Genomic DNA, 12,953 nt, shown 5'->3' with positions numbered 1-12,953 from the left:
GAAAAATGCCGTGGCGGGAAACCGGCCACGGCATTCTTGCAGGGTGCAACGCTGCGCGTTCAGGACTGATCCGACCAGCCCAGGCCCAGCGCCTTCTGGATGCCCACGAAGCTGCGCGTCAGGTTGGCCTCGGCCTGCAACAGGTTCTGCTGCGCGACGAGCTGCTGGCGCGTGGTGTCCAGCACCTCGATGAGCGTGCCGGTGCCGGCCTGGTAGCGCTGGCTGGCCAACGCCAGCGCACGGTCGGCAGAAGCCTTGCTGCGCGCCACGGTGGCCACCGTCACGCGGCCGTAGCGGAAGCGCGAGAGCGAGTCCTCGGCATCGCGCAGCGCCTCCAGCACCGCCTGGCGATACTTCATCTCGGCCTCGTCGCGCACGCGCTCGGCCTGCGTGACGCGCGCCTTGGCGCGACCGAAGTCGAGGAAATTCCAGCTCAGCATGGGCGCGCCGATGGCGGCGAAGTCGTCCAGCCTGGTGAGGTCGGACGGATGCGTGCCGCCCAGGCCGAGCACGCCAAACAGCTTCAGGCTGGGATAGCGCGCCGCCTCAGCCTGGCCGATCTTGGCGGTGTCGGAGGCCAGCGTGCGTTCGGCCGCGCGCACGTCGGGGCGGCGACGCAACAGCGCCGCCGGGTCGCCCACCGCGACCTGCTGCGGCGGCAGCGGCACCGGCGCGATAGCGGCCAGCTCGTTGTCCAGCGCGCCCGGCTCCTGCCCCAGCAGCGTGGCCAGCTGGTTCAGGTAAGCGTCGCGCTCGGCCTGCAGCGGCACCAGGTCGGCGCGGGTGCCGTCGAGCTGGTTCTGGATGCGGATCTGGTCCAGCGACGATGCAGTGCCGCGCTCGACGCGCTGACCGGTCAGCGCCAGCATGTTTTCCTGCGCCTTGACCGATTGCTCGCCCAGCGCCAGGCGCTGCTGGCGGTCGCGCAGGTTGATGTAGGCATTGGCCACTTCGGCCGCCAGGCTGACCTGGACGTCGGCCAGCGAGGCCTCGGCCGCCTGGGCGCCGGCGCCGGCGGCCTGCACCGCGCGCCGGTGGGCGCCGAACAGGTCGACCTCCCAGCTGGCGTCGAAGCCCAGGCTGTAGAGGTTGACGCTGGTCGGCGACGACGAGGAGGACGAAGAGGAATTCGAGGAGCCCGACAGTCCTTGCAGGTTCACCGGCGGCAACCGCGCATGCGCCGCCAGCGCCGAGGCGCCGACGCTGGGCGCGGCGTTGGCCTCCTCCAGCCCCAGCGCGGCGCGCGACTGCAGCAGCCGGGCGCGCGCCACGCCGAGATTGGGATTGGCCTCCAGCGCGCGCTGCACCAGGCTGTTGAGCAGGGGATCGCCCAGCCCTTCCCACCAGCGGTTGGCGGGGATGGCGGCATCGGCGTCGGCGCCGGCGCGCACGAAGCGGCCGCCGGCGCCGGCGTGGGGCGCGGCCTCCGGCGGACCGGCATAGTCGGGACCGAGCGCGCAGCCGGCCAGCAGCGCGGCGGCGGCCAGCGCGACCAGGCGCGCGGCGGGAAATGGATGAATGGTCTTGTGCATAGTCATGATCAGTGTGAGGCCACCGGCGCGGCGTGGGTCGGCAAGGGACGCAGGAACAGCACCAGCGGTGTGACGCAAAGAATGGCCACGCCCAGCATCCAGAACAGGTCGGCGTAGGTCATGGTCAGCGCCTGCGCCTGGATGGTGCTGCCCAGGAGGCGGATGGCGGTATCCTGGCCGCCCAGCAGGTGGCCCTGGGCGGCGATGGTGGACTGCACCAGCTCGGAGTTGGCCGACAGGCTTTCTTCCAGCCGGCGGCTGTGCAGCCACAGGCGCTGGTCCTGGATCACGGCGATGCTGGCCAGCGCCAGCGAGCCGCCCAGGTTGCGCGCCGCGCTGTAGAGGCCCGAGGCGTCGCCCGCCTGCGAGGCCGGCACCGAGCGGATCGCCGCCTGGTTCAGGAACAGCATCGCCAGCACCGTGCCGACGCCGCGCATCAGCTGCGAGGCGACGAAGGAGCCGCCGTACGAGAGCGGGCTGAGGTCGGTCTCGATGAAGGCCGACATGGCCAGCAGCAGGAAGCCGGTGCCCACCGCGATGCGGATGTCGACCAGGCGCATGAGCATCGGCGTGAACGGCATCATGAGGATCATCGGCACGCCCGAGAGCAGCACCACCCAGCCCGACTGCAGCGAGTTGTAGCCGGCGATGCCGGAGAGGAACTGCGGGATCACGTAGGCGGTGCCGTACAGCGCCACGCCGACGATCATCGCCATCATCACCACCGAACCGAACTGGCGGTCGCGCAACAGGCGCAGCTGGATCACCGGATGCCGGGCGCGGACCTGGCCGATCGCCAGCAGGATGAAGCCCAGCACCGACGCGGCGGCCAGCCAGCGGATGTCGGGCGAGGAGAACCACTGCTCGCGCTCGCCCTCCTCCAGCACCACGGTCAGCCCACCGAGGCCCAGCGCCAGGCCGGCAATGCCGAACCAGTCGGCCTCGGCCAGTTGCTCGAACTTGGGACGTTCATATGGGATCGCCACCAGCAGCAGTGTGATCAGGGCCGCGCCCACCGGCAGGTTGATGAAGAAGGCGTAGTGCCAGCTGACGTTCTCGGTGAGCCAGCCGCCCAGCACCGGCCCCAGCACCGGCCCGAGGATGGCGGTGGCGCCGAACATGGCGTTGCCCACCGGCTGCTGCGCGCGCGGCAGCCGGGTGGCGATGATGGTCATGGCCGTGGGGATCAGCGCGCCGCCGGTAAAACCCTGGCCGACGCGGCCGACGATCATCATGGTCAACGTGGTCGACAGTCCGCACAGCACCGAGAACATGGTGAACAGGCTGGCTGCGCCCAGCAGCAGCACGCGCAGTCCGAGCAGGCGCTCCAGCCAGGCCGACATCGGAATGATCACGATCTCGGCCACCAGGTAGGCAGTGGCGATCCAGGTGCCTTCGGTGCCGGAGGCGCCGATCTCGCCCTGGATGGTGGGCAGCGACGAGTTGACGATGGAGATGTCCAGCGTCGCCATCAGCGCGCCCAGCGTGCCGGCCGCCACCGCCAGCCAGGCCGCGGCGTCGGCCTTCTCGCCGTTGGCGCCGAGAGGCTTGGCGGCGGCGTTCAACGCGGCTCCTTGGCCGGCTTCGCATCCACCGTGGCATTGGCTTCGCTGTTGCGCTCGCGCTGCGCGCGCGCTTCATCGCGGGCGGCAATGGTGTTGACCTCCACCGTCACCGACAGCCCGGCCACGAACACCTTGCGGTCCTGCGGCGAAGCGTCCACGGCGATGCGCACCGGCACGCGCTGGACGATCTTGGTGAAGTTGCCGGTGGCGTTCTGCGGCGGCAGCAATGAAAACTGGGCGCCGGTGCCGGGCGAGATGCTTTCCACATGGCCCTGGAATTCCAGGCCCGGCAAGGCGTCCACCTTGATCACGGCGGGCTGGCCGATGCGCATCATGCCGATCTGGGTTTCCTTGTAGTTGGCGGTGACGTAGAAATTGCTCGGCACCACGGTCATCATGCGCGTGCCGGCCGAGACGAACTGGCCGACGCGCACCTGCTTGTCGCCGATGCGGCCGTCGACGCTGGCGCGCACTTCCGTGGAGCCGAGATTGACGGCGGCGGCGTCGTATTGCGCCTTGGCGGTCTCGCCCTGGGCCTGGGCCTGGCGCACCTGGGCCTGGATCGAATGCACGCGCAGCTGCGCCGCATCCAGCGCCGCGCGGCGCGCAGCCACGGTGGACCTGGCCTGGGCCGACTGGTTGCGCAGCGTGGTCAGGCGCTCGCGCGTCTCAGCGCCGGAAGCCGCCAGCGGCGTGTAGCGCTCGACCTCGGCGGCGGCGAAGCGGGCGTCTTCCTCGGCCGACGCCAGCTGCGCGCGGGCCTGGTCGATCGCGGCCTTCTGCTCGGCCAGCTGCGCACGGGCGGCTTCCTCGCTGGCGCCGGCGGCGTCGATCTGCGCCTTGGACTGCGCGGCCTGCGCCGAGTAGTCGCGCGGGTCGATGCGCACCAGCGGCTGGCCGGCCTTCACGTCCTGGTTGTCGGCCACGAACACTTGCTCGACGTAGCCGGACACCTTGGGCGAGACGGTCACGCTGTCGGCATAGACGAAGGCGTCGTTGGTGCTCTCCAGGTACTTGCCGCGGAACTGGTAATAGAGGATCCACGCCGCCACTATCACCAACGCGATCACCATCAGCGCGCGCAGGATGAACCTGGCGCGCGGGCTCATGCGTTTCTTCTGCTTGCCGTTGTTGTCCTGCCCGGGGTTCCCTTGCCCCCCGGTATTGCTTGTTGTGGCGTCTGTCATCTTTTTTATCCTAATATCGGTGTTGCCCGGATTGCCGGGCGTGTGAACCTTGCAAATCAGCTATCACAGGAATTAGTGAGGTACCATATGATATGGTATCCGAGAAAATCATGTCCACCAGCTTTACAAACGACTACACCGAAGCCGCCGACGCCCTGCGCGATTTCTACCTGCGTTCGCACCGGGCGCTGGACAAGCTCATGGGCACCCAGGGCACCACGCTGGCGCGCGCCAAGATGCTGGTCCACATCGGCCGCAACGGCCCGCTGCGCTCGACCGACCTGGCCGAAGCCTTCGGTTTCGCCCCGCGCACGATTACCGAGGCGGTCGACGGCATGGAGCGCGACGGTCTGGTGGAACGAATAGCCGATACCGGCGATCGCCGGGTGAAGCAAATCTCTTTGACAGAATTGGGCCGGGAAGTGCTATGCACATCGGAACCGTTGAAGCAGCGCTTCGGCCAGCGCCTGTTCGAGGCGCTGGACCAGAAAGAGACGCGCCAGCTGGCGTTGCTGTTGAACAAGCTCAACAGCCGGCTGGCGGAATTGGAAGGAGAGATGTCAGAGGCCGCGGCGGAGGCGCACGGCAAGCGCGGCCGTAAATAGCGGGAGGCAGGTCAATTCACTGGTCGCAAATTTCGGTGCGCGCATGCCCCGTTGTTCAGCGCGAATGGAATTGGCGTTGATTGGTTTGCGACGAACGACACTGGGTCCCGGCCTTCGCCGGGACGACGAGGTGTGAGCAAACTCGAACCTCCACAGGTTCAAGTCATCTCTTGCTTGTCATCCCGGCGAAGGCCGGGATCCAGCGGCTTTGGTCATGCATTAACGGCCGCTGAGGCGCAACACAAAAAACATCAACGATCCGCAAACCGGTCAGTCGCGCCGATCAATTTATCCAGGATGCCCGCCTCGTTATAAGCATGCCCTGCGCCATCGACCAGATGCAGCTCCGAACCCGCCCAGGCCTTGTGCAAATCCCACGCCGACTTCGGCGGCGTGGCAAGGTCGTAGCGCCCTTGCACGATCACGCCGGGGATGTCCTTCAGGCGAGACGCATTGGACAGCAGTTGGCCCTCCTCCATGAATCCATTGTTGAAGAAGTAGTGATTCTCGATGCGCGCAAAGGCCAGCGCGAACAAGGCGTCGTTGAAGGAATCGATCAGGCGCTGGTCCGACACCAGCGTGATGGTGCCGGCCTCCCAGCGGCTCCAGGCGCGCGCGGCCTGCAGCTTGGCGGCCTCGTCGTTGCCGGTCAGGCGCTTGCGGTAGGCGGTGATGAGGTCGCCGCGCTCGTCTTCCGGGATGGGGGCGAGGAATTCTTCCCAGCGATCCGGCGCCATCCACGAGGCGCCTTCCTGGTAGTACCAGAGCAGCTCGGCCCGGCGCATCAGGAAGATCCCGCGCAGCACCAGCTCGGTCACGCGCTCCGGATGCGTCTCGGCGTAGGCCAGCGCCAGCGTGCTGCCCCAGGAGCCGCCGAAGACCTGCCATCGCTCGATCTTGAGCATCTCGCGCAGGCGTTCGATGTCGGCCACCAGGTCCCAGGTGGTGTTGGCGTCCAGGTTGGCATGCGGCAGCGAACGCCCGCAGCCGCGCTGGTCGAACAGCACGATACGGTATTTCTCGGGATTGAACAGGCGGCGATGCGAAGGCCCGCTGCCGCCGCCGGGGCCGCCATGCAGGAACACCACCGGCTTGCCCTGCGGATTGCCGCACACTTCCCAGTACACGCGATGGCCGCCGACGTCCAGCAAGCCCTTGTCGTAAGGCTCGATAGGCGGATAGAAGGTGCGCGGCGTGGAAATGGAATCGGAATCGGCAAGCTGGGGCGCGGCTGAAGTCATCGGCGGATCCTAATGCGGGTTGAACGGGAACGAACAGTATAGGTCTTGTGGAAAGATCGTTCACTCGACCACAAGTTCTGGATTGTTCTTCACCTCGTTGAGCACGAAGAACGAACGCAGCTGGCGCACGCCCGGCAGGCGCAAGAGCGTGCTGGCGTGCAGGCGGTTGAAGGCCTGCAGGTCCTTCACGCGCAGCTTGATCCAGTAGTCGAACTCGCCGGCCAGCAACAGGCACTCCTGCACCGCGGCGATCTCGCGCACCGCCTTCTCGAACTCGGCGAAGCTCTCCGGCGTCGAGCGGTCCAGCACCACGCCCACCGTCACCAGCACCGGCAGCCCCAGTTTCTCGGGGTCGAGGATGGCGCGCACTTCCTTCACGTAGCCCTCGTCCATCAGCCGCCGGGTGTGGTTCCAGCAAGCCGTGGCGCTCATGCCCAGCTTCTTGGCCAGCTCGGCGTTGCCGATTCGGCCATCCTTCTGCAGCGCCTTGAGGATGCGCTTGTCCATGCGATCGAGCGACATGACGATTATTCCTTCTTTAATCAGTTTTAAGGAATCTTATAAATACAAAATAAAACTCATCCATTTAATCAACCAAATAATGACATAAATTCGGAAGCACGATTTAAATCGCGAAGCGTAAAGTTGATCCCGGCGATTCGATGCGGATCGGACCATTTCCTGAACTGAACCTGAACCGGAGCAACCCATGCTGGCACTCGACAAACTCTTCCCGCGCAAGACGCTGGGCTTCTTCCCCTCTCCCCTTCACAAGCTGGAGCGCCTGTCGGCGATGCTGGATACGGAAATCTGGGCCAAGCGCGACGACGTCTCTTCCGGCCTGGCCTTCGGCGGCAACAAGATCCGCAAGCTGGAGTGGCTGGTGGCCGATGCGCTGGCCAAGGGCTGCGACACGCTGGTCTCGATCGGCAACATCCAGTCCAACCACACGCGCCAGGTGTGCGCGGCGGCGGCGGCGGTGGGCATGAAGTCGTACACCGTGCAAGAGACCTGGCTGGAATGGGACGACCCGGTCTACGACAAGGTCGGCAACATCCTCTTGACCCGCATCATGGGCGGCAACCCGATCATGGCCGGCTACGGCTACTCCACCACCGAGAAAGACACTTGGGCCAAGGCGCTGGAAGAAGTGCGCAAGAAAGGCGGCAAGCCATACCCGATCCCGGCCGGCGCCTCCGACCATCCGCTGGGCGGCCTGGGCTACGCCAACTTCGCCGATGAAGTGGCGATGCAGGAACAGCAATTGGGCATCTTCTTCGACAACATCGTGGTGGCGACCTGTACCGGCTCCACCCAGGCCGGCATGGTGGTCGGCTTCGCGGCGCAGGACAAGCGCCGCCGCGTGATCGGCATCGACACCGCCGACGACGAGGCGATGACCCGCCGCGCCGTCACCAAGATCGCCAACGACACCGCCGAACTGATCGCCTCCAAGGGCGGCAAGAAGGTCGTGCTGAAGGACGCCGACATCGAGATCATCCCCGACTACAGCGGCCCGGCCTACGGCCTGCCCAGCGAGCAGACCATCGCCGCCATCCGCACCGCGGCCGAAATGGAAGCCATGCTGACCGACCCGGTGTATGAGGGGAAATCCATCGACGGCCTGATCGACATGGCCAGGAAGGGCCACTTCAAGGGCCAGCGCGTGCTGTACGCGCACCTGGGCGGCGCGCCCGCGCTGAACGCCTACTACAAGGCCTTCGAAGATCCGGAGAACCTGACCAAGCTGGCGCGCGAGGCGCGTTTCAAGGAGTAGGCGCTGTCAGGACAGCACCGCAATACCGTGTTTGCGCACGGCATTCAGCAAGGTGCGCGCCATGCCACTGGGCTGCTTGGCACCGGACTCCCATTGCTTGACGGTGGATTCGCTGGTTCCCAGGTAACGGGCGAACACGGACTGGCTCACGCCGCTGCTGCGCCGGATGCTGCGCACGTCCTGCGCATTGAGAGCCTGGTCCGACAGACAGGCCTGATCGAAATTGCGCATGGTCACCAGGTCGATACCGTCGGCGTCGTGCAGATCCTGCACGGCGCTATGGATCGACGCAAAGGCGGCGCTGCGCGCCTTGCCCGCAGTACGCGCGCCATAAGAGGCGCGCTCCTGCTTCAACGCATGGCCGGGCATCGCGCCCGCCGTCATTTTCCTGCGCTTGGCCCCGGCCTTCACGCTTGCCGCAGGCTGAGCGGATTTCCGTTCATTTTTCATGTTCAATCTCCAACAAGGCGCCCACTGCGCACAATCGCACCAGCTCATCCACGCCATAGGCCGCATAGATACCGGCCAGTTTGCGAAATTGCTGCAATTCATCGTCCTGGATGTTTTGCATCGCATTCTTGGCAAAGACAAACACGAAGAAATAATGCCGCCTTCCCTTGGCTAGCACGATCGCCCGATTGGCATTGCGGCTCATCCGCTTCTTCCACACGCCCCCGCCCAGATCATCGCCCTGGCCGAGCATCAGCTGCCGCACCACCTTGCTCAACTCGCTGTCCGGGATGCCCATCCTGCGGGCTTCCCTGTCAAACCATCTTGTCTTGAACGCCCTTGGGGACATGGCTGCGGCCACGGCGGGAACAGATAATCGCATCAAAATAAGTGGAACACCAAGTGTACCACTTCAAGAAAAATTAAAATGGAAACCCTGCGGGAAAATAGCCGATCTCTGCGGCAAAGGGCCATCATCCTTCCTCAATGCGCAGCGATCCCCCATTTCTTCGAATTCACCCCGCTTGATCGGCATCAAAGCCCCTGCTCGCCTTCCCGCGTACCTTTCGTTCGTCATCAATCGACAAACAAACGACAGGTAGAAAAGCCATGAAAAAAATCGTGACCATCGCTGCCGCGGCAGCCGCCCTCTCTTCCGCTTTCGCCATTCCCGCCTTCGCGCAGGAAGCCCAAAGCCCGTGGCTGGTGCGCGTGCGCGCCGTCAACATCAGCCCGGACAACAAGTCCGATCCGGTCGCCGGCGTGACCACGGCATCGGACCAGCTCACCGTCAGCTCCAAGACCATTCCCGAAATCGACATCAGCTATTTCTTCACCCCGAACATCGCCGCCGAATTGATCCTGACCTACCCGCAGGAACATGACGTGCGCCTGTCGGGCCAGAAGATCGGCAGCTTCAAGCACCTGCCGCCGACCCTGCTGGTGCAGTACCACTTCACGCCTGAGTCGCGCTTCTCGCCCTATGTCGGCGCCGGCATCAACTACACCCGCATCTCCGACGTGAACGTGCTCAACGGCGCGGCCAAGCTCGACAGCAACAGCGTCGGCGGCGCGCTGCAGGCCGGCCTGGACGTCAAGATCGACAAGCACTGGCTGATCAACTTCGACATCAAGAAGGTGCAGATTTCCAGCGACGTGAAGGTCGGCGGCGTCAAGGTCAGCTCGGTGAAGATCGATCCGTGGCTGTTCGGCGTTGGCGTCGGCTATCGTTTCTAAGGTATTCTTGGCGGAACCCAAACGGCGCGATCCGTCATCTTCCGATGACCGGTCGCGCCATTTTTTTGGGTTGCACACGACCCGCAGAGGCAGCAGCCACGGCAGCAGGCGCATCTCCCGGCCCCAGCCAGCTTCTCCGCCCCACCGTTCACCGCAAGAAGAGGTAAATACGATGTCGACGACTTCGCACACCACGCCGGTCGCCCCTGGCGCACCGATGCCCCACCGCAAGATCATCCGCTCCTGGGTGATCCCGATCAGCCAGCGCAGCACGGCCATCGCCCTGCTGCTCTCGGCCATCGATTTCAGCCTGTTCGGCCTGGCCCTGGCGGCCATCATCATGGTGCCGTGGATGCTGGCCAAGATCGCGCTTGGCGTGGTCGCCGGCTTCATCATCGGCCGCCTGTTCATCCTCGGCCACGATGCCTGCCACCAGAGCTTCACGCCCAACCGCAAGCTCAACACCTGGCTCGGCCGCCTGCTGTTCATGCCCTCGCTCACGCCCTACAGCCTGTGGGCCATCGGGCACAACGTGGTGCACCACGGCTACACCAATCTCAAGAGCTTCGACTTCGTCTGGCAACCGCGCACGCTGGAAGAATTCCGCGCCCTGCCGCGCTGGCGCCGCCAGCTGGAACGCGTCTATCGCAGCGGCCTGGGCCCCGGCCTGTACTACATGATCGACATGTGGTGGAAGCGCATGTACTTCCCCTCGAAGAAGCAGATGCCGACGCGTCGCGCCGAATTCATGTGGGACGGCGTGCTGGTCACCGCCGTGGCGGCGGTGTGGATCGCAGGCCTGGCCTGGGCCGCGAGCGCGACGGAGCAATCGTTCTGGGGCCTGTTCATCACCGGCTTCCTGATCCCGATCATGTTCTGGAAGGCCATGATGGGCTTCGTGGTGTACGTGCACCACACCCACACCTCGGTCGCCTGGTACGAGGACAAGACCACCTGGGCCGCCGCGCAGCCCTTCGTCTCGACCACCGTGCACCTGACCTTCGGCCGCGGCTGGGGCGCGCTGCTGCATCACATCATGGAGCACACCGCCCACCACGTCGACATGAGCGTGCCGCTGTATCGCCTGAAGAAGGCGCAGAAGAAGCTGGAGACCATGCTGCCCGGCCGCATCGTGATCCAGAAGTTCTCCTGGGGCTGGTACTTCGACACCGCGCGCCGCTGCAAGCTGTACGACTTCAAGCGCCTGTGCTGGACCGACTTCCGCGGCCGCCCGACCAGCACGCCGCTGCCGATGCCGGAAATGAACGCCGCCGGCGAAGCCTGAACGACGACTTGCTTTAGGTTTTCAACAACAAGACGACCGCATGGAAGGGCAGTCGCGGGTCCCCGGTAAACCCCGCGATACCGCCCATTTCCCCCATCAAGGTCGCCCCCCCTCCCGCTTCCCCTCCCTCTTTTTCGGCGCTTCCTCGCGCAAGCTCACGCGTTTCTTCCCGTGCAACAACGCGCTGTTGCGTCGCCTGCGCAGTTACTTCGTGGATGTTTGATCTGGGACAAGAAATGCCGTCTGATTCAGGAATAGCCCCGGACTTCGCCTGTCCCGCAGACTTAAAATGAGGCCATCGTAGATCGCAACATGTCCGCCGGGAACATCGTATGAATCAGTCTTGCCACTCCACCTCGCACGCAGCTTCCGCAATTTCTCCCCTGACGCAGGCGTCGCCGCTGACCGCGGCGCGCGAAGCGGCGAGCAGCTCCGCGCTGCGCAGCTGCACCGCCTGCGGCATGCACCAGTTGTGCCTGCCCATGGGCCTGGATGAATCCGACATGAAGCGCCTGGACAAGATCATCGGCCGCCGCAAGGTCGCCCGCGACGATTTCCTGTACCGCATCGGCGATCGCTTCACCGCGCTGTACGCGGTGCGCGTGGGCCACTTCAAGACCTACCAGGAGAACCTCGACGGCGACCGCCAGATCACCGGCTTCCAGATGCCCGGCGAACTGCTGGGAATGGACGCCATCAGCACCGAAAGCCACCAGTGCGACGCCGTCGCGCTGCAGGACAGCGAGGTCTGCGAGATCCCGTTCGCGCGGCTGGAGCAGCTGTTCGGCCAGATCCCGCACCTGCTGCGCCATTTCCACCGCATCATGAGCCACGAGATCACCACCGAGCAGAACGTGATCATGCTGCTGGGGAACATGCGCGCCGAGCAGCGCTTCGCCGCCTTCCTGGTCAACCTGTCCTCGCGCTACGCCGCGCGCGGCTACTCGCCCACCCGCTTCCAGCTGCGCATGACGCGCCAGGACGTGGGCAACTACCTGGGCCTGACCATCGAGAGCATCAGCCGCCTGATCTCCAAGTTCCGCAAGCAGGGCTTGCTGGCGGTGGAGCAGCGCGACGTCGAGGTGGTCGACCTGGCCGCCCTGAAGCGCCTGGCGGCCGGCGCCGATCCCTGCGCGCCGGCGCCCGCGCGCGCAGCCAGCTAAACCCTCCCCGCGCCTATCAGGCGTAGCGGCGCGGCCGTTCCTCGCGGACGGCCTGCGTCAGCCGCAGGGCCAGCAGGCCCGCCGCGGCGAAACATCCCCAGAAGCAGAAGAAGCCGATGCTGTAGGCGTCCAGCGCGCCCCATTCGCGGCCCGCGGCCAGCGCGAGCCCGATCGGATCGAATACGGAAAAAAACAGGCCTTCGGCCGCGATGGCCATCAGGAATGCCATCCAGCCGACGATGGCGTAGTTGCGTGCCGTCTTGCGCATGTGCCGTCTCCTTGTCGTTTCCCCGGCGGGGCGCCGGGGCTTGCGCCGGTCTTCGGGCCGGCTTCGCAAGCTTCAGCTTAGCGCGCTATTGGGCCGGCGCATAGGCCTCGGCGCTCATTTCCACCTCGCGCTGCTGCGGCCATTGCCAGGAGGCGTGCAGCCGCCAGGCGTGGCTGCCGTCTTCGGCCACCAGGCGCCAGCGCGCCTGCTCCAGCTCCTCCAGCGGCGCCGTGAAGCTGCCGTCGGCCGCGCGCTTGACGATCAGCGTGCGGTCCTTGCCCGGCTGGGTCGGATGCACCAGGCTCAGGAACAGGGTGGCGCCTTCCTCGCCCGCCGCCGGCGCCTGCTGCATCTGCAGCTTGCCGCGCAGCGCGCGGGCGGCCGGATCGTAGCCCAGGCGGATCAGCGCGCCAAGGCGCCAGGCCTCGCGGTCGCGGCTCAGGTCCTTGTTGATGGCCTTGCCCTGCTTGTAATAGTCGTCGGCCACCAGCGCATCGCTGCGCGAGATGGCCAGCCAGGCGGTGAATACGCCGGCCACCACCACTACGGCCGGGCCCGACATCAGCAGCCAGGGCCAGCGCTGGCGGTACCAGGGGACGGCGCGCGAAGCGCCGGGAGACAAGCCGGGAGATGCGATTGCCATG

14 protein-coding genes are annotated in these 12,953 nt (G+C 65.7%); 5 read left to right on the top strand and 9 right to left on the bottom strand.

The annotated features are described in order from the left end of the window. Positions 1 to 59: 59 nt before the first annotated feature. The 3 genes from Herbaro_RS07260 to Herbaro_RS07250 are packed head-to-tail and all read right to left on the bottom strand — an operon-like array spanning position 60 to position 4,284. A complete protein-coding gene (locus Herbaro_RS07260) occupies positions 60 to 1,541 on the bottom strand; it encodes an efflux transporter outer membrane subunit (protein WP_275013979.1) in 1,482 nt (493 codons plus the stop codon). After that, positions 1,541 to 3,097 (bottom strand): MDR family MFS transporter, encoded by a 1,557-nt coding sequence (locus Herbaro_RS07255; RefSeq protein WP_275013158.1) that lies wholly within the window; start codon positions 3,095 to 3,097, stop codon positions 1,541 to 1,543. The genes Herbaro_RS07260 and Herbaro_RS07255 overlap by 1 nt, the downstream gene beginning before the upstream one ends. Next, the gene (locus tag Herbaro_RS07250) at positions 3,094 to 4,284 is read right to left on the bottom strand and encodes an HlyD family secretion protein (protein WP_275013157.1); all 1,191 of its coding nucleotides are present in this window, start codon (positions 4,282 to 4,284) and stop codon (positions 3,094 to 3,096) included. The genes Herbaro_RS07255 and Herbaro_RS07250 overlap by 4 nt, the downstream gene beginning before the upstream one ends. A 110-nt stretch (positions 4,285 to 4,394) precedes the next feature. Here Herbaro_RS07250 and Herbaro_RS07245 point away from each other — a divergent pair, with 110 nt between their 5' ends. Next, positions 4,395 to 4,889: a MarR family winged helix-turn-helix transcriptional regulator gene (locus Herbaro_RS07245; RefSeq protein ID WP_275013156.1), complete on the top strand. Its 495-nt coding sequence runs from the start codon at positions 4,395 to 4,397 to the stop codon at positions 4,887 to 4,889. A 251-nt stretch (positions 4,890 to 5,140) separates the two neighbouring features. Here the strand turns inward: Herbaro_RS07245 and pip are convergent, their stop codons facing one another. Beyond that, positions 5,141 to 6,130: a prolyl aminopeptidase gene (gene pip / locus Herbaro_RS07240; RefSeq protein WP_275013155.1), complete on the bottom strand. Its 990-nt coding sequence runs from the start codon at positions 6,128 to 6,130 to the stop codon at positions 5,141 to 5,143. A 60-nt stretch (positions 6,131 to 6,190) separates the two neighbouring features. Then, positions 6,191 to 6,652 (bottom strand): Lrp/AsnC family transcriptional regulator, encoded by a 462-nt coding sequence (locus tag Herbaro_RS07235; protein WP_275013154.1) that lies wholly within the window; start codon positions 6,650 to 6,652, stop codon positions 6,191 to 6,193. A 187-nt stretch (positions 6,653 to 6,839) separates the two neighbouring features. Here Herbaro_RS07235 and Herbaro_RS07230 point away from each other — a divergent pair, with 187 nt between their 5' ends. Then, the gene (locus Herbaro_RS07230) at positions 6,840 to 7,907 is read left to right on the top strand and encodes a 1-aminocyclopropane-1-carboxylate deaminase (protein WP_446719312.1); all 1,068 of its coding nucleotides are present in this window, start codon (positions 6,840 to 6,842) and stop codon (positions 7,905 to 7,907) included. A 6-nt stretch (positions 7,908 to 7,913) separates the two neighbouring features. On the opposite strand, the gene Herbaro_RS07225 is transcribed toward Herbaro_RS07230, so the two are convergent. Continuing rightward, positions 7,914 to 8,357: a type II toxin-antitoxin system RelB family anti-toxin transcriptional regulator gene (locus tag Herbaro_RS07225; RefSeq protein WP_275013153.1), complete on the bottom strand. Its 444-nt coding sequence runs from the start codon at positions 8,355 to 8,357 to the stop codon at positions 7,914 to 7,916. Next, the gene (locus tag Herbaro_RS07220; RefSeq protein WP_275013977.1) at positions 8,347 to 8,706 is read right to left on the bottom strand and encodes a type II toxin-antitoxin system RelE/ParE family toxin; all 360 of its coding nucleotides are present in this window, start codon (positions 8,704 to 8,706) and stop codon (positions 8,347 to 8,349) included. Before Herbaro_RS07220 ends, Herbaro_RS07225 begins: the two co-directional genes overlap by 11 nt. A 260-nt stretch (positions 8,707 to 8,966) precedes the next feature. On the opposite strand from Herbaro_RS07220, the gene Herbaro_RS07215 reads away from it, so the two are divergent. From Herbaro_RS07215 to fnr, 3 genes are all read left to right on the top strand, one after another. After that, entirely contained in the window at positions 8,967 to 9,593 is a 627-nt protein-coding gene (locus Herbaro_RS07215; RefSeq protein ID WP_275013152.1) for an OmpW/AlkL family protein, read from the top strand. 217 nt (positions 9,594 to 9,810) lie between these two features. Next, a complete protein-coding gene (locus Herbaro_RS07210) occupies positions 9,811 to 10,878 on the top strand; it encodes a fatty acid desaturase (RefSeq protein ID WP_446719330.1) in 1,068 nt (355 codons plus the stop codon). A 332-nt stretch (positions 10,879 to 11,210) separates the two neighbouring features. Continuing rightward, positions 11,211 to 12,041 (top strand): fumarate/nitrate reduction transcriptional regulator Fnr, encoded by an 831-nt coding sequence (gene fnr, locus Herbaro_RS07205; protein WP_275013150.1) that lies wholly within the window; start codon positions 11,211 to 11,213, stop codon positions 12,039 to 12,041. A gap of 16 nt (positions 12,042 to 12,057) precedes the next feature. Here the strand turns inward: fnr and Herbaro_RS07200 are convergent, their stop codons facing one another. Both Herbaro_RS07200 and Herbaro_RS07195 read right to left on the bottom strand, forming a co-directional pair. Then, complete coding sequence (locus Herbaro_RS07200) at positions 12,058 to 12,309, bottom strand: hypothetical protein (protein WP_275013149.1); 252 nt, start codon at positions 12,307 to 12,309, stop codon at positions 12,058 to 12,060. 85 nt (positions 12,310 to 12,394) lie between these two features. After that, on the bottom strand, positions 12,395 to 12,952 hold the full coding sequence (locus tag Herbaro_RS07195; protein ID WP_275013148.1) for a FixH family protein: 558 nt from the start codon (positions 12,950 to 12,952) through the stop codon (positions 12,395 to 12,397). Position 12,953: the final 1 nt, after the last annotated feature.

The organism is Herbaspirillum sp. WKF16 (assembly GCF_028993615.1).
Taxonomy (GTDB): domain Bacteria; phylum Pseudomonadota; class Gammaproteobacteria; order Burkholderiales; family Burkholderiaceae_D; genus Herbaspirillum.
This window is presented reverse-complemented; position numbering and strand designations above follow the sequence as displayed.

Coding starts and splice junctions, on each gene's coding strand:
- Herbaro_RS07250 (WP_275013157.1), bottom strand. CDS start 4,284: ATGACAGACGCCACAACAAGCAATACCGGGGGGCAAGGGAACCCCGGG.
- Herbaro_RS07245 (WP_275013156.1), top strand. CDS start 4,395: ATGTCCACCAGCTTTACAAACGACTACACCGAAGCCGCCGACGCCCTG.
- pip (WP_275013155.1), bottom strand. CDS start 6,130: ATGACTTCAGCCGCGCCCCAGCTTGCCGATTCCGATTCCATTTCCACG.
- Herbaro_RS07235 (WP_275013154.1), bottom strand. CDS start 6,652: ATGTCGCTCGATCGCATGGACAAGCGCATCCTCAAGGCGCTGCAGAAG.
- Herbaro_RS07230 (WP_446719312.1), top strand. CDS start 6,840: ATGCTGGCACTCGACAAACTCTTCCCGCGCAAGACGCTGGGCTTCTTC.
- Herbaro_RS07225 (WP_275013153.1), bottom strand. CDS start 8,357: ATGAAAAATGAACGGAAATCCGCTCAGCCTGCGGCAAGCGTGAAGGCC.
- Herbaro_RS07220 (WP_275013977.1), bottom strand. CDS start 8,706: ATGTCCCCAAGGGCGTTCAAGACAAGATGGTTTGACAGGGAAGCCCGC.
- Herbaro_RS07215 (WP_275013152.1), top strand. CDS start 8,967: ATGAAAAAAATCGTGACCATCGCTGCCGCGGCAGCCGCCCTCTCTTCC.
- Herbaro_RS07210 (WP_446719330.1), top strand. CDS start 9,811: ATGCCCCACCGCAAGATCATCCGCTCCTGGGTGATCCCGATCAGCCAG.
- fnr (WP_275013150.1), top strand. CDS start 11,211: ATGAATCAGTCTTGCCACTCCACCTCGCACGCAGCTTCCGCAATTTCT.
- Herbaro_RS07200 (WP_275013149.1), bottom strand. CDS start 12,309: ATGCGCAAGACGGCACGCAACTACGCCATCGTCGGCTGGATGGCATTC.
- Herbaro_RS07195 (WP_275013148.1), bottom strand. CDS start 12,952: ATGGCAATCGCATCTCCCGGCTTGTCTCCCGGCGCTTCGCGCGCCGTC.